The sequence below is a fragment of the Sphingobacterium sp. 18053 genome, from assembly GCF_902706145.1.
GTDB classification, from domain to species: domain Bacteria; phylum Bacteroidota; class Bacteroidia; order Sphingobacteriales; family Sphingobacteriaceae; genus Sphingobacterium; species Sphingobacterium paramultivorum.
The window spans coordinates 382,835-402,140 of the sequence record NZ_CACSJW010000004.1 but is presented as its reverse complement, the minus strand read 5'-3'; the positions used below and the strand labels follow the sequence as shown (position 1 = coordinate 402,140).

Below are 19,306 nucleotides of genomic sequence, written 5' to 3'. Positions count from 1 at the left end.
TCAAAATCCAGGAAAAATGAAATCTAAATCAATTGTTCGCATCATGGGCTGTCTTCTTGGGATCGCAATTTCCCCCTTATTTTTGAAGGCAAAAATTAAGGAAGGTGTTTTTGAGCAGGAGATCATCCAGACGCTGCGTCCTGTTATCCTAAAGCAGTCCAAATGGGCGATGAAGCAGAAACCATTGACTGTGACAGCATATAGCGCGGGCCGGAGTGCCGGGGGTATTCATGATTTTTATTCTGAAGGCGATTATTGGTGGCCCGATCCCAAAGATCCAGCTGCGCCCTATATCCAACGGGATGGGATGACTAATCCGGCCAATTTCGTTGAACATCGTAAAGCAATGATCCGCTTTAGCCGAATCGTGGGTGCACTGGCCTCAGCATATCGTTTGAATCCGGATAAAAAATATGTACAACAGGCACTTCGTCATTTAAAGGCTTGGTTCGTTGATGCAGAAACGATGATGAATCCGAATCTTCTTTATGCACAGGCTATACAAGGGCGTTTTACAGGGCGAGGAATAGGCATTATTGATACCATTCATCTGATGGAAGTTGCACAGGGCGTAAAGATATTTGAAAACGACCCCAATTTTCCACAGGCAACCAAGGATGCCATTCATCGCTGGTTTGCGACCTATTTACGCTGGCTTACAACGCATCAATATGGAATCGATGAAATGAATGCCGCCAACAACCATGGTACATGTTGGGTGATGCAGGTAGCCGCATTTTCGAGTTTAGTGCAAGACACTGTATTACTCAATACATGTGCATATCGTTATGCGCATGTGCTATTGCCGAATCAAATGGAGGCTAATGGTAGCTTCCCGAGAGAATTACAGCGGACAAAACCTTATGGATACGCGTTGTTTAATCTGGATGCGATGACCATGATCTGCCAGATTTTGTCCAAGACCAATACCCCCCTTTGGCAGTATACATTGTCTGATGGGCGGACCATAAAAACGGGGATTGATTTTATGGTCCCCTATATTGCAGCTAAAGAAAAATGGCCTTATCAGAAAGATGTCATGTATTGGGATCAATGGCCAATTGCACATCCGGCACTTGTCTTTTCGGCAGTGGCTTTCCAGAATAAAGACTATCTGCAGCTTTGGGAAAAGCTTGATCATGCACCCGAACAAGAAGAGGTTATTCGAAATTTACCCATTCGCAACCCAATTATATGGCTTTGATTTTCCTAGCCCCCTTATAAAATAACTTAACCGTTTCACCTTAAAAACCTACAGATAACATGAATGTTAATGCTACGTCTTTGCGAAGATATACCCTCTTTTTGCGCTTTCGAAATTTAAAAAGGCCATCCATTGCCAAAGTACTATTTTTGACTGGAATTTTGTGCGCTTTTCAACATGTTGAGGCACAGAGTACAAAGCAGCTGCAAAAAGCTTGGGGGCTTGCAGATCAACAAGCTCAGCTACTTTATAAAGAATTGCAGCTCTTGAAAAAAAGTGATTCATCCTTGGTATCGCCACGTACGCTTTCCTCAGATAACGAATTGGTTGCCGTGAAAAGGGGGGACTGGACCAGTGGCTTTTTTCCTGGAGTCCTGTGGTATCTCTACGAAAAATCGGGAAAACAAAAATGGAGAGATCTTGCTTCAGAAACGACAAGGTCGATAGAAGCGGAGCAATTTAATGGAAAGACCCATGATATGGGCTTTAAGATCTACTGTAGTGTAGGAAACGGTTATCGGTTAACCGCAAATCCACAATACCGGGAGGTGCTTGTTCAGGCAGCCAAAACGCTGGCAACCCGCTTCAATCCGACAGTCGGCTGTATACGTTCGTGGGATCACAATAGCCACCGCTGGGATTTTCCGGTCATCATCGATAATATGCTCAACCTAGAATTGCTGTTTGAAGCAACCAAACTTACGGGAGATTCTACTTATTATCATATTGCGGTGAGCCACGCCAATACAACGCTAAAAAATCATTTTAGGCCAGATTACAGCACCTATCATGTGATAGACTATAATCCGAAAACAGGAGCTGTGCAGCATAAAAACACCCATCAGGGCTTAAGTGATGAATCCACATGGTCGCGGGGAGAGGCCTGGGCACTGTATGGTTATACGATGTGTTACAGAGAAACAGGAGATCCGAAATATCTGCAGCAAGCCGAAAAAGTTGCGCAGTGGCTGTTTGCACATCCCAATATGCCGAAAGACTTGATCCCTTACTGGGATTTCGATGCGCCTAATATTCCAAATGAACCAAGGGATGTGTCGGCAGCGACAGTCATAGCGTCGGGGCTATTGGAATTAAGCACGTATAGCAACCAAGGGAAAGATTATCGTGCAAAAGCACAGACCATATTGGCGAACCTGATAGATAATTACATGTCGCCGCCAAATAAAAGTAAAGGTTTTATATTATTACACAGTACAGGATCGAAACCTTCCAATACTGAAGTGGATAAACCCTTGAGTTATGCCGATTATTACTTTTTGGAAGCACTGCATCGGCAAGAAGATCTACAGTCCGGAAAAGTTCAATCGGATCTGGTCCGGAAAAATCCAGCGGGACAACTGATCTATTTTCCAGATGAACAGGGAAACGTAATCCCCGACTTTAGCCATGTGGGCTATCATCAAGGTGATCAAAAGCTGCCCAATGTTCCTGTTGTGATTACTGTAAAACCCAGCGTAAATGGCGATGATCAACAAATTATACAACAAGCCATCGATGCTGTATCTGCAAAACCACTTGATAAAAACGGTTTTAGAGGTGCTGTTTTGTTAAAAAAAGGTCTGTACAATATACCTGGAAGCCTGGAAATTCATGCCAGCGGTGTCGTGTTGAGAGGGGAGGGTGATGCAATAGGGCAAACCTTGCTTAAAGCCACAGGCCAGCACCAACGCAGCTTATTGAAGATTTCAGGTACAGGCAGCTATACCTTGGACCAGGCTAGAAAACAGTTTGTCAAGGATGGATATGGACCTGTAGGGGCTAAATATGTCCTAATCGATCATGCGAAGGAAAGGAAAGTAGGCGAGCAGGTACTGCTCTCGTATGAGATGAACGACGCCTGGATTGAAGCGCTTCGAATGAACCAAATTGAAAAAAGAGAAGGGACGAAACAATGGACAGCGCGGGAATATAAGCTAAATTTTGAACGTACTATTTTGGCCATTAAAGGTGACTCTGTATTTTTTGATAATCCCTTGGTGATGGCGATTGATCCGAGGTATGGAAAAGTGGCTGTCATTCCTTACACCTTTGACGGACGTATAAGTGAAGTTGGAATCGAAAATATACGTTTCGAATCTGATTTTGTAAGTGATGAGGACGAAAATCACGGTTGGATTGCAATTGATATGGATAAAATAGCGAACGGTTGGGTGCGCAATATCACCGCGCGTTATTTTGGTTATGCAGCGGTGAGCCTTGGCGCTTTTGCCAAACAGATTACAGTAATGAAGTCGCGGTGTCTGGATGGAAAATCTCAAATTACAGGTGGCCGAAGGTATTCATTCAATAATGACGGTCAGCTTAATTTATTTAAAGAACTTTATACCACGGAAGGACGCCATGATTACGTAACAGGGGCTAGGACCCTCGGTCCAAACGTTTTTAGCCTTTCTAGCGCGGAGCGAACACATGCGGATATCGGTCCACATCATCGATGGGCTGTTGGAACCTTATACGATCAAATCGTAACGGATGGTGAAATTAATGTTCAGGACCGGGGTAACTGGGGAAGTGGACACGGCTGGGCTGGGGTGACACAAGTCTTATGGAATTGTACGGTCAAAAGTGCTGCAGTACAACAGCCCTGGGCTTCCGGACAAAATTTTGCCATAGGAGTAAAGGGAGAAAAAGTTGCTGGAAGATTGAAAAATAGAAATGCTGGTTACTGGGAAAATCAAAACAGAATAATGTCGATCGGCTCACTTTATGAGCAACAATTAAAAGATCGATTAAAGTGATTCTTGTTCGTATTTATTCAATGGAATGATTATTTTTATCATCCATTTCAATTATATACCTTATGATGCCATTACGTGTTTTTATGCGCTGTTTTTGCTGTGCGTTAGCTTTAATTTCTGTTTTGCGTGCGCAGGAAAAAAACTATCGTTTTTTACACTTGGATGTCAACGAAGGTTTGTCTCAAGGCAGCGTTTTCGCTATAGCCCAAGATCATTTGGGTTTTATGTGGATCGGTACCCGTGATGGCTTAAATAAATACGACGCCCGAAAGTTTACGATTTATCGCAGTAATCCGCAAGATAGCCTTTCCTTAGAGCACAACTTTATTCAAGCGATTACGGAAGATAACAAAAGGCGGCTTTGGATAGGGACAATGACAGGTCTGAATTTATACAATCGAGAATCAGACAATTTTATCCGTATACCATTACCTACGGTAGAGAGTAGCAGTGGGAAAATGGATGTCAACGTTCACCAGATTTTTCAGGATTCCAACGGCAAGATTTGGATTGCGACAAATATAGGCTTGTACAAGATTAAAGAGGGCCGGCATCCTGAAGCGGAGTTGGTCTTCAATGAGATTACCGTTGAAAGAAGCCAGGGAAAAGAGTACTATCGTAATTTTCGAACCATGTATGAGGATCGCAGAAAGCGATTATGGTTTTGTACCGATGATGCCATTGTACTCATGCAAGCCGCATCGAAAGATGGAAATAGCTTAAAGGTGCTACGGACTTACTTTAAAGAGAAATCGGCAGATAATAAGGTTAATCAACGGTTTCAGGCGGTTTTGGAAGTTAGTCCAGGTATATTTTGGGTAGGTACGAAATATAATGGTATTCGGATTATCAATGAGAATACAGGCGAAATATCCTCGTTAACCGAAGAGGGCAATCATTCAGGTTTGGCCAGTCAAGATGTGCGGTCCTTAAAAAAAACAGATGATGGAAAGATTTGGATTGGAACATTCAATGGCCTATACGTTTATCAAAACGGAAAATTGCTTTTTATCCAGGCAGACGACGGAAATCCCAATAGCTTAAGCAATAATTCCATTCGCCCTATATTTCAAGATAAGCGGGGGTCTATTTGGATTGGGACCTACTTTGGAGGGGTCAATATCTATGACAAGGATATTCCTAATTTTCAGAATTTCACCCATCAATCTAAGCGCAATAGCTTAAGTTACAATGTGGTGAGTGCATTTGTTGAAAATGCTATGGGAGAACTTATGATTGGAACTGAGGGGGGAGGACTGAATTATTTTAATCGGCATACGAATTCGTTTTTTAGTGAACGTCACGATAAAAATAACCTGAATGGATTAAGTCATAATAATGTGAAGTCTATCTGTTTGGATAGGGAAGGGAATTTATGGGTAGGTACTTATGATGGCGGGTTGAATTTAAGGCGAAAGGGGCAGCAAGGCTATGAACATTTTCGTTTCGATCCCAATGTAAGTAACGGCCTGGCAAATAATAACGTGTATGCGATCTTAGAGGATCGCAATGGTGATATTTGGATTGGCACGTTCGGCGGAGGGCTACAGGTACTTCGTAAAAACCAGAAAGCAGGAACTTTCCAGACATTTGATGTTGCCAGAAAGCAGTTGAGTTCCAATATGGTGCGCACTTTACTAGAGGATTCAAAAGGTAATCTATGGATTGGTACTTCCAATGGTTTAAATCTAAAATTAGCAGGGACCGATAAATTTGTTTCCTTTCTAAATGACAAGAAAGATTCCCTTTCAATTAGCGGAAATGATATTGTGAGTATCCATGAAGATCGAAAAGGACAGATTTGGATCGGCACCTATATGGGCGGGCTGAATCGCTATCTTCCGGAGAAGAAAGCGTTCAAAAGGTTTAATGAGCGAAACGGATTGCCGATCAACAATGTTTTTGCTATTCTAAGTGATCTGAAAAACAAATTGTGGTTGAGCACAAATACAGGGATTTCTTGTTTCGATCCCCTATCTGGTCATGTACGAACCTATACGAAGATCGATGGTCTTCCCGGTAACGAATATATTCAAAATGCAGCAGCAATGTTGCGGGACGGAAAACTTGCCTTTGGAAGTTTCTCAGGCTTCACCTTATTTAATCCGGATAGTTTAAGTGTCAATAATTACATTCCCCCCATTCAGTTTACGGAGTTGAAATTATTCAATAAAACAGTTCTCCCGGGCCTCGATGGTGTTATTCCTAAAGATATATCCATGATGGATGAATTGATTCTTGATCACAATCAAAATGTTTTTAGTTTGGAATTCAGTGTATTGAATTATGTTCATCCGGAGAAAAATCAATATGCTTATTATCTAAAAGGCTTTGACCAAGACTGGAATTATGTGAGCAATCCCGTGGCTACTTATACCAATTTAGACCCTGGCACTTACGAGCTTTGGGTAAAGGGAGCCAACAACGACGGGGTATGGAACGAAAAGGCAACGGTTTTGAAGATTAAAGTGCTGCCAGCGCCATGGAGGACATGGTGGGCTTATTGCGGCTATTTTCTTCTTTTTGCTGCTGCCAGTTTTTTGGTTATCCGATTTTTCCACGGTAGAAACAAACTGAAACAAGACCTTTTGATTCGGCAAATAGATTCGGAAAAACAGGAGGAGCTTCATGAAGCAAAACTGAATTTCTTTACCAATATCTCCCATGAATTCCGTACGCCATTGTCATTAATTATTGGGCCGTTAAATCAATTAAAAGACGATCGCTCGCTTTCAGCATATGCACAGGAGCACCTCGGTTATGCAACAAGAAATGCGGATCGCTTGATGAATCTGGTTAATCAGCTGCTTGATTTCAGAAAACATGAAGGCGGAAAGATGAAATTGTTTTGCCAAAAGGTTCATGTCGCTACATATTTGGAAAACATTCGCCAGAATTTTTACTTTATTGCCGAGAAAAATAATATTCAGTTTTTCCTGGATAATAAGGTAAGTCCTGATTATGTTGCAGGTCTAGATCCGGAGCAATTTGAAAAAGTCCTTGTCAATTTGATTTATAATGCGTTTAAATTTACGGACAAGGGGGGTAAAATAAAGATACAGGTTGAGCTAGAAGGGGAAGGCGAGTTGGAGAAATTGCTTGTTTCCGTTTGGGATTCCGGGCGTGGGATCCCACCAAAAGATATACCTTTCGTATTTGAACAATTTTATCAGGCCAATGCAAAAGGCCTGTCGGCTACCAGTGGCGGAATAGGTTTGGCACTTTGTCGTTCGATCATACATCTGCACGGCGGAAAACTCACTGTTGAAAGTAATATGGCCCAGGAGCCGGCAGACTTCAATACAGTATTTCGGATCAGCCTGCCCCAGGGGGATGTCCGTATCGAAGAACTCATGGTTTTAGACGGTACTGCAGCGACGGTATGCTCAGACGCAACAGATGCCAATATGCCACATGTGGATGCTATAAAAACAGAAATTGAGCCTTCTGCAGCGGATGAAGATAAGCCAATCATACTTGTTGCCGAGGACAATGTGGAGCTCCGCTGTTTTCTATGTGAAAACTTACGAAAAAAATATATTGTTTTAGAAGCTAATGATGGTATTGAGGCACTGGAATTGGTGCAAGCAAGACAGCCCGATATTATCATTTCAGATGTAACGATGCCCAACTGCGATGGAATCACACTTTTGCAGCAGATTAAAAATGATAGTAGTTCAAATCATATTCCTGTGATTCTTTTGACAGCCCGTACAGCCGATCCTTATATCACAGAGGCGTTTGAAATCGGTACAGATGATTACATTACCAAGCCCTTCAGTATGCCACATCTCATTCAGAAAATTTCAAACATCATACAGACGCGGAAACGATTGGAGGAAAAATTTGTACAGAATTATCTTCTTGGAGCACAGGGAACAGATCTGCCCGAAAGAACTCGTTTCTTGGATCAGGTATTGAAGGTTGTCGAAGAAAATCTGGGCTGTGAAGATTTTGGGGTGCAGGATCTTACAAAAGCCATCGGCGTGAGCCGCTCTGTTTTGTACCGCAAGATTAAGCAGCAAACGGGACTGAATTTGGTTGAATTTATTAATATGGTACGTCTTAAGAAAGCAGCCTATATTTTGGTGAACGATACTGGTTTGAGTATCAGCGAGGTGGCTTATCAGGTTGGGTTCAATGATCCAAAATATTTTAGCAAAACATTTAAGAAATTCTATAAGGAGAGTCCACGTACCTATGTTGAAAAATTCGGTATCAAGGAAAGCAGGAATTAAGAAAAATAAGCGAAGGTCTCCACGATTTGGTAAGCATCAGCAGCCCTAAAAGCAGCCCGAAGGTTTTTTTGGAGGCAAAAAAAAGGTTTTCAAACGGGGAGAATGAAAACCTTCAATAACCAATTATAAACCTAAATTATGATGCAACAAATATAGTTGTTTTTAATACTATTTTAAAAATAATTCACCTTTTAAGCTTTATTTTGTAGTTGGTCAGCTACAGGCTGTTGTTACCCTGTCGCTGGAAGAACCGGAGCATAGCTTATACGCTTTTGACCAGCTTACGAATAACGTATAAAATGGTCAATCCCAACAGCGCAAATATGCCATAACCTAATCCAATCTGAAACTGCGAAGAAGGATTTACCAAGCTTACGGTGATGTAACTGAGTGAAGAGGTAAGGAGGTAGGTAATTCCGCCAACTAATCCACCGGCGATACCTGCCGACAATGGAAACCTGCCCAAACAGTAGCTGAAATAATTGTTAAAAATAAACCCTGCAGTACAATGTACGGCAAATGCGAAAAATGTTAATGTATATAGGTTTGACAGGTAAGGTGAAACGATCAGCATACATATAATCAGGCTGATCTGAATAAAATTGGCGATTCTCAACTTTGGAACCAAGGCTCTTTTAATAAGGGCTTTACCAATAAAACCACCACACATCCAAGCTAAGCCCATAATAAGTGAGGTGTAACCGGTTGTAATCGCACTATATCCCAATTGATGTTCAATAAAAAAAGGACCGCTGAGATTGTAGAACATGACGAGACCGTAGGAGATGCCACACATGATTATACCGAACGTAAAATCATTGCTTTTAAGCATCATTTTAAATTCGCCGATCAGGTAGTTGATATGGAGTGGTTTTTTCTGTTTGATTGTTTCGCCAGAAAAGATCAGTTCAAGGATGAAAAGTACGGCACTGTAAACGGCCAGAACCATAAAGTTAGAACGCCAACCAAATTGTGTTTGGAGGTAGCCGCCAATAAAAGGAGCGACAATCGGCCCGATCGACCAGACGATGGTCATAATGCTGAGGTAGTGTTTGCGCTGCTCACCTTCATAGACATCCACAAAATAGGCTCGTTTTGATATGACCACAAATGCCGATAAAATTCCCTGAAGTATACGCATCAGGTAAATAACCCAAATATCTTGCGTGCTTGCTGTGATCCAGAAACTGACAATGAAAAGGAAAAGAGATATGAGGTTGATGCGATATCTTCCCCAAGCGTCAACTAATGCTCCTGTAAAGAACTGAGCAACACCATAGCTGATTAGAAAAAGCGAAAGTGTTAACTGGATTTTGCTTTCGTTCAAGCCAAGCTCCTGGGCCATTTGTGGCATCGACGGAAGATAAATATCGGTGGCAAGTCCTGTAATCGGAACAAGTGCAAATGCTAGTATCGTCGGGATAAAAGATTGCTGTGGTTTAGTGTTTTTTTCCATCCTGTAATTTTTTAAATTTCCCGTCTCTATGGACGTTCATGCTGCCAGCCACTTTTTTCTCTTTGGCCCTGTAAATATGATGTCGACAAAAGTAGCTTCATTGCCTGTTTTGAAAGATATAGAATTCAAACAAATTATTATGAAAATCAAACAGGCTTATTGCGAAAGGCTAAAGGGGGTACACCAGCATGTTTTTTGAAATAATTACTGAAGTTCGCCGGTTCTTCAAAACCTAAGGCATAAGCGATTTCATTGATATTCCAGCTGCTATGGTGAAGGAGTGCCTTTGCTTCCTGTGTGATACGCAGTGCGATGAGTTCTTGCGTGGTTTTTCCTGTATTTTGTTTCAAAGCCCTGTTTAGCGAATTGACATGGATGTTGAGCTGTTGCGCGTAATCCGTTGCATTTTTAAAACGAAGTAAATTTTCGGTGTCAATCGGAAATTGGCGTTCCAATAGTTCTAGGAAAAGATGGGAAATACGCTGATTTGCGTTTTGGTAAGGTGATATACCCTCATTTGGCGCTAGTTTTAACGTTTCTAAAACGAGCAACTGTAACTGATTCCGGATAATTTCATATTTGAACGAAAAATCAGATCGTAGTTCCGTATTCATACGCTGAAAAATGTGATCGAAAAGATGGACCTGCTCATTAGTTAAGAAATAGACTGGGCTACCACTTGGGTTGAAAAAATGACTTTCGAGAATGTTATGGTTATAATGTTTGTCTTCCTGAATGAATTTTTGTGTAAAAAGACAGAACCATCCCTTTTGATCAGGATTGTCTGTTTCCCAAGAGTAGGGGACGAGTGGACTTGAAAATACAAGTGCGGGACGGTCAATAGGGATCCATTGATCGCCATAGTGCAATTGACCCTGGCCGATCATGAGGGATATTTTGAAGTAATCTTTTCTATTGTAAGGTGATTTTAACGGACAATGCTCACGTGAAAATAAGTTAAAATGAGAAATTTGTTCGGGCGAGGAGCCAATTGGGTAATTGGATTCTCGAAATACCCGTTGATAGAAATCAATAATATTTTCGGAAGTTGTCATGATGCAAAGTTATAAAAATCAAACATTTCATGTTGGATACTGTTTCTCTTAGTCGGTCATTGATTCGTAAAATATGAATTGGAACAAAAAGAAAGGTCCCATCACGTCGTTAGCTATGACTAGCCCGGGTGATGAGACCTTATAAAAGGAAGCGACTATAAGGAAGCGACTATTAGGATCTCGATTTTAAAAATTCCTTGACAAATTCATCGTCGTTTAAGTCTGGGTAGTCTTTATATACACGATCAATTTCTTCTTGCTGTCCGATGGATAGATTTTCGTCGGGGTTTAGACACCAGATGCCTTTCATCAGACCTTGTCTGCGGAGCACCTCATGTAAGCCTGGTATACAGCCATGGAATGCATTTGCTGGGTCAAAAAAAGCTGCATTACTGTCTGTTACAGCAATCGCTTTGCTCAGGAGATGACTCGCATGGAGGTTGTTGGGGTCCTGTTTGTATGTTTTTATTTCCTGAAGGAGTTCAACAGCTTTTGCCGTCCAAACAGCCCAGTGGCCTAATAGTCCGCCTTTAAATTCTATGGCGACATTTTCTCCAGCTACGGGGAAATTATACACGCTCATCAGATCGTTGACAATATTGTCATCATTGCCCGTGTACATAGCAATTTGATCTCGCCGGCTGGAGTTGGCTATAGCACGCATAACGTCTAATGTCTGGTAGCGGTTGAACGACGCACATTTGATAGCGACGACGTTGTCGATTTCGGCAAACTGCTGCCAAAAGGAATAGGAGAAAATACGGCCACCAACGGCGGGTTGAAGATAGAACCCAAAGACAGGAATAATGGCTGCTATTGCTCTGACTCGATCTAATATGGCATTTTCAGTCCAGCTCTGCAGGCCGCCCATACTCAAAAGTCCGATATCATAACCGTATTTAAGTGCAGTCGTTGCCTCCTGTTCAGCTTGTTCTGTGGCACCGCAGATGCCTGCAATTTTGATAAATGGTCGTTGGAGTTCCGCTTTCTCGACTTCTTCGCTAGCCCATCTCAATACGGTTTCAAAAAGGTTGATCTCGGGGTCACGGATTTCAAATTGGGTTGAATGTACAGCTACGGCGATTCCACCGGCTCCACTGGCTATGTAATATTGAGTCAGGAGCCGTTGATGTGCCTCGTCAATGCTGCGGTCCTCATGTAAGGCAAGGGGGTGTGCCGGAATTACCGTCCCTTCCCAAAGCAACTGTTGTAATTTGTTGTCTAAAGTTTTCATTAGAATTTTCCTTTTCGTTCTTGAAAATGCGTGTCCTTATTCCATAGTTCGCCGCCTTGGGTCAACCATTTGGCTGTAATGTCTATCGCTTCGCGTATGGTTGTTTTCGGATAGCCAAATAAACGATGGCATTCGGACGCATTGTTTAGCAAAGCGGTTCCGGCGGGTTCATTTACAAATATCGGCCTTGTGTTGAAATGCTCAGCAAAACGCTCTGCGATCCATCGTGTAGAAAGGATTTCCGGTCCCGTGACATTCAGTATTTTGGCTGGAGACTGACAGTGCAGTAATGATCTTAAGGCAATTTCGTTGGCATCTCCCTGCCAGATGACGTTGACGTTTTCGGTTGTCAAATCTATCGGGAGCTGCCCTTTGACCGATTTGGCAATTTCTACTAGCACACCGTAGCGAAAATCCACCGCATAATTCAATCGGTAGATCAGGGTAGGTGTACCGTTTTTCTTCGAAAAATACTCGAATATACGCTCTCTCCCCAAACAGGATTGCGCGTATTCGCCGACAGGCTCCGGAGTTCTTTCCTCAGAAACGCCGGCATTGCTTATCGGTACAAATGGAAGTACGTTACCCGAAGAAAAAGCAACAATGTTGGAATCTTGAAAATGAGAAGCCACCATTCCGGGAAGATAGGTATTCATCGCCCAGGTAAAATCTTCATTTCCTGTGGTGCCGAATTTATGTCCTGCGAGGTAAATGACATTCGGAACCTGCGGGATCTTTTTGAGTTCTTCCTCATTCAGTAGGTCACAGGCGATTGTCTTTATGCCTAGATCCTCCAGTTCCTGTTGAAGTTCCTTGGTTGAAAAACGCGAAACACCAATGACCTTTTTGTCTATTCCTGCAGCTTGAATAGCCCGCATGGCTAGTTTTGCCATGCTTGGCCCCATTTTTCCGCCAATACCTAGGAAAAGGATATCACCTTGTATCTTTTTTATATCTTCAATTAGATCTAATGATGGTGCAAGCAGCTGCTGTTCCAATTCCGCTAAATTGTTATGGTCCATGTCTGAATTATTTGATTAAATTATAGAGATTACTAAAAGCAAGAAAAACGAGTAATATAAGTCCGAGTATAGCCCATAATCGCGTTAAGGGGCTGTTTCTGAGCGCGCCCATAATTTCTTTGTCGTTTGCGATCAGAAAGAGGATAATACCAATAAAGGGAACTAAAAAAATGGTGATGCTTTGCGCAAAAACAATAAGCTCCAAGGGAAGATTTCCGAAGATAAGCGCGATGGCAGATCCAAAAATCATGACCAAAGAAATAAACAGTTTCACTTTAGGGTGATTGAGATCGTTGCCGAAGCCAAAGGTGTCGCCCAGTAACGAACCGCCTAATACGGCATTGCCGATCAAGGAGGAAAAGGATGCACCGAAGAGACCGATAAAAAAGAGATGTGAAGCATAGGTTCCCAAAAGCGGTTCCAGTGCACGGCCCATCTCAGCGGCAGAATTTAACTTGATCCCTTGGGGGTGGAGCGTATTTGCGGCACAGACCATAACGGCTGCACTCATGATGCCAAGAATAATAATACCTATTCGGCTACCGATTATCTGTCGTTCAGTACGCTGTTTGTTGGCCGATAATTTTCTTCTTGATTGAACAAGATAACTTTGATAAAATGCACCCACAATCGAAAAGCACGAAGCCGTAAAAGCTATTATTAAGCCTACAGATGAAGGTGGGATGCTGGGAATAAAACCTAAGAAAAAGTCCTGTGCGGGTGTCTTTATCATAATCGCGGTGGAAAGAAAGGCAAATAACATCAGGATGATAAGTCCAAGCATAAGCTTTTCCAATAGCGCGTAGAAAGACTTGAAGAACAACAGTAGGATACCGATTACATTAAAAACGATGATCCATATTTGGGGGTTTGTCCCCGTGGCTTCTGAAACGGAAATAGAGACACCTGTGGCATTCCCCGATTGAAAGCAGGTTGCAACGAGGAAGATTCCAAGGCCAATGATGATGGACGTTGTTTTACCAAATTTCTGGCGAATTAAAACAAGTAAAGATTCGTCTCTCGCGATACCGATACGTGCCGCCATATTGGTGAAAACCATCATAAAAAAGATGGCGATGACGACAACCCATAATAGAGAGAAGCCATAGTCTGCACCCATTTTTGATGTGATGGTCATTTTGCTGGGCCCGAAAACCAGGGCGGCGGTAATGATGCCGGGACCCAAGATGGATAGCCAACTTTTCAATAAAGAAGGTTTTGGCTCGAGGTTATTTTCCATGAGATTTATCGTAATGAGGTTAAATGCTGTTGGTTGATTTTAGGGGCAGAATTTCCAAAGTGTGTGCGGATATAATTGGTGATTTCAATGACCTCTTCATTTTTCAGGAATGAAAAAGATGGCATTGCACTTTCGTATTTGACGTTGTTTATTGTTTTGTCTTTCAGTCCATGGAGGATAACCTGCAATAGAGGTGCTGGGTCGCCTTTGACAAGAGATGAATTGGCTAATGGGGGGAAGGTATTTGTCAGTCCCTTTCCATCTGCTTTATGACAAGATGCGCAATAGGCTTCGTATAATGCCTGACCACTTTTGGCAGGGGAGTTGACCGTGTTGGCTGCAAGGGGTTTAATCATTGGCGCAGAGGCTTTATCGGTAATACGGAGACGATAGATCACATCGTCATCGGGTTTTGGAAACCCCTTTTGCGGATTCCAGTCACGGTTGCTTGAACAGAAATAAATGTCGCCATTGGGTAAGGTCAATACGGATCTTAGCCGGCCAAGTTGATCTTTGAATAGGATCTTCTCATCGACGATCTGTTGACCATCGGCGGATAATTTTAGGATACGTAAAGACTGATTTTTTAAAGTCGCGAGCAATAGACTATGTTGCCATTCAGGGATAACATTAGAACTGTAATACGCCATACCGGATGGTGCAACGACTGGAGTCCACGATTTAATGGGCTCCTGTCTTGGGGAGTTTTTGGCAATAGCTTTTTCCTTTTCCGTGTCAATCATACCTTCGATCTGCGGCCAGCCATAATTTTTTAGGGGTTGGATCAGGTTAATTTCATCCTCGATTGCATCGCCATGTTCGGACGTGTAAATTAAGCCTTTTGCATCATGGGTAAGTCCCTGCATGTTCCGAAATCCCCATGCATAGACATAGCTGTTTGCAATTGGATTGTCTTTTGGGATGCTCCCATCGAGATTGAGGCGTAAGATTTTGCCATTTAATGAGGTGCTGTCTTGCGCAAAGGTATCACTTGCTGCATCTCCTGTAGCCCAATACACTTTTTTGTCTGTCGAAACAATAACTCTGGAACCGTTATGTCCGGTGTTTCCAGGGATCTGTAAAAGCAATTTTGGGTTTGACAACTTTCCTGCCGTATTATAATCGTAACGATATAAGTTGGAGAAAATGAGACTGTCCTTTTTGCTGGTGTAAGAAAGGTAAAGATAGGCCTGTTGCTGTTCGGGTTGATACAGCGCCATTCCCAATAGTCCCAACGTGCGCTGGTGGTAAACGTCGGTGAGGCTGTCCACCAAAGTAACAGCTTTTGTTTTTGTATCCAGTCTTCGTATACTTCCTCCGATTTCAGAAAACAGAATGGCATCGTTGATCCGGTCATATTGTAAATCCCATGGCACATGGAGTTTTGTAGCTTCTTTTGATAGCGATAGTATGCTGTGCTCCAGTTGGATGTTATTTATTGGCTTACTTTCTCTTTCCGTCTCGGAAGAACAGGAGGATAGTAGCGGGATCAGCGATACAAGCCAAATATAGGTTTGTTTTTTCATATAGGATCTACGGTTATTCCTTTGATTTATTTGGTTAGTCAAATGTAGTTGAATAAAAATAAATATACAAAAAATAAGTAAAATTGTATACAAAAATATTTTATCAGCCTAAGCTAAATACGATTTAGTTTATAATTACACAGCTAAAAGAGCGGTGTTGTGGAATTGTCACGAACTTGTTAGCCAGCCTATTTTTGTAAAAAAGTAAAAAAAATATTGAATTGTATACAAAAAATATATATTATTGTATTCACTATGATAGCGATGGAAATACAATTTAGACCATATTAGGGTCGAGCGTTATGTTTCCTGAAAAAATACCAATAAACTAAAGAGCTTATAAATCATTTATTTAACCACTTTAACCTGAGTATTCATGATACTAAAGCAGATTAAAATCCGGGATGTAATAAACAGGAGTTGCCTTTTGGTGGGGCTACCTTTTATTTCGATGGCTGCATTGGCAAATGTACCTTCTTCCCTTAACAATGGAAAGATTCCGATCTCGGATGTTTTAAACCCTTCGTCGGGTTTAGCTAAATTTCAGCAGCAGCTTGTCGGGCAGGTGCTGGACGCCAAAGGGCAGCCACTGTCCGGTGTAGAAGTGCGTAACCTTAAAAATGCAACTGTTACCGTTACGGATCAAGAAGGTCGTTTTAAATTAACGGGTTCCGTTTCAGATCAGATTCAATTTCGGTTAATCGGTTTTAATACAAAAGTGGTGTCGGGGAAAGATGTGCAGGCTTTGGTGCTTGATACGATCGAAAATGCACTGGATGAGGTTGTTGTGGTGGGGTATGGTAAGCAGAAAAAAGGCAACTTGACCGGTGCTGTGGCCAGTGTCAATTTTGATCAATCGACCTCGAGTCGGGGTCTTTCCAATGCCTCGCAGGCATTGCAAGGTGTTATTCCTGGTTTGGCCGTAAGTCAAAACTCCGGAATGGCCGGAAATAATGCAGCGGATCTTTTGATCCGGGGATTGGGGACGGTCAACAGTGCTGGACCGCTGATCGTGGTCGATGGAATGCCCGATGTCAATATGAACCGTGTGAATGTGAATGATATTGAAAGTGTGACCGTACTAAAAGATGCTTCTTCCGCTGCAGTATACGGTTCCAGAGCGGCCAATGGGGTTGTATTGATTACGACAAAGTCTGGTAAAAGAAACAGTAGGACGGCTATTTCCTTTAGTGCCAACAAATCGCTGGTGAAACCTACCCGCTCTTTTGATTTTGTCAATAATTATGCAAAAGCAATGACGGCTACTCAAAGGGCGCAGGCCTATAATACGGCCGCATCTGCATTCAATTTTAAGAATGGAACCATCGACGAATGGTTGGCTTTAAGTATGATCGACCCGAGATTATATCCAAGTACCGATTGGTGGGATGTTATTCTCCGCAATGGTCAAAGTGGGAATTATAATGTTTCCATTAATGGAGGGACTGAAAATAATAATTATTATTTGTCTGTCGGTATGCTGGATGAGAAGGGGATACAGATCAATAATGATTTTAAACGTTATAACGCTGCATTTAACTTCGAAACAAAAGTAACCAATACCATCGGTGCTGGGGTCCGGTTCTCCGGAAACTGGTCCGATTACCGTTATAACTACGAAGACGGTATGACTGCCAACTCGACAAGTGGGATGGATCTGTTTACCTCACCAGCAGGTATATTGCCTTATGATCCTATTACCGGTTTTTATGGCGGTGCAATGTCTTACAATGAAAGTCCGCAGGCCAATAATATTTATGCAGATTACATGACGCGCAACCAAAACCACATGAATCAAAAGCAGGCTTTGGTGAATGGTTATTTAAACTGGAAGCCATTTAAAGGATTTGAGGCTAAAGTGGATTATGCCCTAAATTATGATACGCGTTTTCAATGGAAGGCAGATATGCCGACAAAATTATATAATATCCGGACAGGACTGTCTATCCGGGATCTTGTACCGACAAATGATGGGATATATAATACAGACCGGAACAATTACAAAACCCAGCTGAACTTCAAATTGAGTTACGATCATAAGTTTGGCGCTAACCATGATTTCTCTGCTTTGGCCGTGTATTCAGAAGAATATTGGAATAATCGTGTTTTAGCAGGTAGTCGCTTAGATCGTTTGCACCCTAGTCTACATGAAATTGATGGCGCTTCTGAAGACGTGCAAAATGTGTCGGGATCATCATCGGCAGAAGGTTTGCGTTCTTATATTGGACGATTAAATTATACGGCCTTCGGAAAGTATATGTTTGAAGGGAACTTCCGGGTAGATGGTTCTTCACGTTTCTTGCCCGGTGATCAATATGGTTTTTTTCCGTCTGCGGCAGTGGGGTGGCGGATTTCAGACGAGGTATTTATGTCGGCATTTAAGGAAAAGATTAGGATGAGTTCGGCCAAATTTAGAGCTTCTTATGGTTCTTTGGGAAATAATAGTGGTGTCGGATTGTATGAGCAGAAGCAATCTTTGGTCTCTAGTCCTTATTATTTGATTGACAATAGTACAGGAACAGGGTCTGTTGTCAAAGGGTTGATCAATAAGAAACTGATCAACTATGACCTTACCTGGGAAAAGACACGTGTGTTTAATTTGGGTTTGGATCTTGGATTCTTTAAAAATAAACTGACTGCGGAGTTGGATTATTACGAAAGAAAGACGATCGGTATGAACAGGCCTTCGGATGTATCTATGCATCTGACGGGTTTATTCACTGCCCCCCGACGTAATATTGGTGATATGATGAATAAAGGGCTGGAAGCAAATGTTACCTGGAATGACCGAAAGGGGGATGTGGGTTACATGCTGAACTTTAATGTTGGGTATAACAAGAACAAGCTGCTGTCCTGGAATGAGCAGTTGCAAAGAGGTTCGGTATTTATTGATATGCCTTATAATTTTATCTATGCTTTCGAATCGTTAGGCATTGCTCAGTCTTGGCAGGATGTCTATAATGCTGTTCCTCAGGGCGCTTCTCCGGGAGATATTTTGTTGAAAGATGTCAATGGTGATGGCAAATTGGACGCGAATGACCGTGTGGCATATCCAGCTTATCAACTGGGTAGACCAAAGGTGAATTACGGATTCAGAGGTTCGGTGGACTATAAAGGTTTTGATTTTTCTTTCCTGTTGCAGGCTGCCACAGGAAGAAAGGAATTTTGGATGAACAAAGCGAATTCGAACTTTTTAGGAACGGCAAATCAGGCTATTACTGAGGACCAGTGGAATAATATGTGGAGCCTGGACAATCGCGATGCTGATTATCCTAAGTTACTTCCAAGTACATTAGGATCAACGAGTCCAAATGCGTATTTGAGCACATTTTGGCTGCAAAACATGTCTTATTTAAGGGTGAAAAATCTGCAGCTTGGCTATACTTTTAAGAAAGAATTACTGATTAAGCTGGGTATCCAGAAGTTACGTGTATTTGGTTCGGTAGATAATTTAGCGGTATTGACGAGCTTTAAAGGCTTAGATCCGGAGAAAAGTACCTATACCAATGATGCCTATCCGATGACGAAGAGTTTTGTGGTTGGACTGAATGTAGACTTATAATATTTGAACT

The 19,306-nt window shown here is 42.1% G+C and carries 10 protein-coding genes; 4 read left to right on the top strand and 6 right to left on the bottom strand.

Annotated elements, in window-relative coordinates; all coding sequences use genetic code 11:
• The first annotated feature begins 16 nt into the window (after nt 1–16).
• The 3 genes from GVK91_RS11535 to GVK91_RS11525 all read left to right on the top strand — a co-directional run bounded on the left by GVK91_RS11535 (nt 17) and on the right by GVK91_RS11525 (nt 8,201).
• Nucleotides 17–1,204: an alginate lyase family protein gene (locus GVK91_RS11535; RefSeq protein ID WP_235032893.1), complete on the top strand. Its 1,188-nt coding sequence runs from the start codon at nt 17–19 to the stop codon at nt 1,202–1,204.
• 59 nt (nt 1,205–1,263) lie between these two features.
• Nucleotides 1,264–3,963, top strand: coding sequence for a glycoside hydrolase family 88 protein (locus tag GVK91_RS27705; RefSeq protein WP_159728838.1), 2,700 nt, complete (start codon nt 1,264–1,266; stop codon nt 3,961–3,963).
• A gap of 62 nt (nt 3,964–4,025) precedes the next feature.
• Nucleotides 4,026–8,201 (top strand): two-component regulator propeller domain-containing protein, encoded by a 4,176-nt coding sequence (locus GVK91_RS11525; RefSeq protein WP_159728836.1) that lies wholly within the window; start codon nt 4,026–4,028, stop codon nt 8,199–8,201.
• Nucleotides 8,202–8,463: 262 nt separating this feature from the next.
• Here GVK91_RS11525 and GVK91_RS11520 read toward each other — a convergent pair whose 3' ends face one another.
• The 6 genes from GVK91_RS11520 to GVK91_RS11495 all read right to left on the bottom strand — a co-directional run bounded on the left by GVK91_RS11520 (nt 8,464) and on the right by GVK91_RS11495 (nt 15,734).
• The gene (locus GVK91_RS11520; protein WP_159728833.1) at nt 8,464–9,657 is read right to left on the bottom strand and encodes an MFS transporter; all 1,194 of its coding nucleotides are present in this window, start codon (nt 9,655–9,657) and stop codon (nt 8,464–8,466) included.
• 146 nt (nt 9,658–9,803) lie between these two features.
• Nucleotides 9,804–10,712 carry an AraC family transcriptional regulator gene (locus GVK91_RS11515; RefSeq protein ID WP_159728831.1) on the bottom strand — a complete coding sequence of 303 codons (909 nt, stop codon included), beginning with the start codon at nt 10,710–10,712 and terminating at the stop codon, nt 9,804–9,806.
• Between the two features lie 172 nt (nt 10,713–10,884).
• Entirely contained in the window at nt 10,885–11,946 is a 1,062-nt protein-coding gene (locus GVK91_RS11510; protein WP_159728829.1) for a dihydrodipicolinate synthase family protein, read from the bottom strand.
• The gene (locus GVK91_RS11505; RefSeq protein WP_088160970.1) at nt 11,946–12,968 is read right to left on the bottom strand and encodes an NAD(P)-dependent oxidoreductase; all 1,023 of its coding nucleotides are present in this window, start codon (nt 12,966–12,968) and stop codon (nt 11,946–11,948) included. The genes GVK91_RS11510 and GVK91_RS11505 overlap by 1 nt, the downstream gene beginning before the upstream one ends.
• A gap of 7 nt (nt 12,969–12,975) precedes the next feature.
• Entirely contained in the window at nt 12,976–14,208 is a 1,233-nt protein-coding gene (locus GVK91_RS11500) for an Nramp family divalent metal transporter (RefSeq protein ID WP_159728827.1), read from the bottom strand.
• 5 nt (nt 14,209–14,213) lie between these two features.
• Entirely contained in the window at nt 14,214–15,734 is a 1,521-nt protein-coding gene (locus GVK91_RS11495; protein ID WP_159728825.1) for a PQQ-dependent sugar dehydrogenase, read from the bottom strand.
• A 376-nt stretch (nt 15,735–16,110) separates the two neighbouring features.
• Here GVK91_RS11495 and GVK91_RS11490 point away from each other — a divergent pair, with 376 nt between their 5' ends.
• Nucleotides 16,111–19,296: a TonB-dependent receptor gene (locus GVK91_RS11490; protein ID WP_159728822.1), complete on the top strand. Its 3,186-nt coding sequence runs from the start codon at nt 16,111–16,113 to the stop codon at nt 19,294–19,296.
• Nucleotides 19,297–19,306 lie beyond the last annotated feature (10 nt).

Bases quoted from the DNA above. Each gene is read 5' to 3' on its own strand.
- GVK91_RS11535 (WP_235032893.1), top strand. From the start codon at position 17: ATGAAATCTAAATCAATTGTTCGCATCATGGGCTGTCTTCTTGGGATC.
- GVK91_RS27705 (WP_159728838.1), top strand. From the start codon at position 1,264: ATGAATGTTAATGCTACGTCTTTGCGAAGATATACCCTCTTTTTGCGC.
- GVK91_RS11525 (WP_159728836.1), top strand. From the start codon at position 4,026: ATGATGCCATTACGTGTTTTTATGCGCTGTTTTTGCTGTGCGTTAGCT.
- GVK91_RS11520 (WP_159728833.1), bottom strand. From the start codon at position 9,657: ATGGAAAAAAACACTAAACCACAGCAATCTTTTATCCCGACGATACTA.
- GVK91_RS11515 (WP_159728831.1), bottom strand. From the start codon at position 10,712: ATGACAACTTCCGAAAATATTATTGATTTCTATCAACGGGTATTTCGA.
- GVK91_RS11510 (WP_159728829.1), bottom strand. From the start codon at position 11,946: ATGAAAACTTTAGACAACAAATTACAACAGTTGCTTTGGGAAGGGACG.
- GVK91_RS11505 (WP_088160970.1), bottom strand. From the start codon at position 12,968: ATGGACCATAACAATTTAGCGGAATTGGAACAGCAGCTGCTTGCACCA.
- GVK91_RS11500 (WP_159728827.1), bottom strand. From the start codon at position 14,208: ATGGAAAATAACCTCGAGCCAAAACCTTCTTTATTGAAAAGTTGGCTA.
- GVK91_RS11495 (WP_159728825.1), bottom strand. From the start codon at position 15,734: ATGAAAAAACAAACCTATATTTGGCTTGTATCGCTGATCCCGCTACTA.
- GVK91_RS11490 (WP_159728822.1), top strand. From the start codon at position 16,111: ATGATACTAAAGCAGATTAAAATCCGGGATGTAATAAACAGGAGTTGC.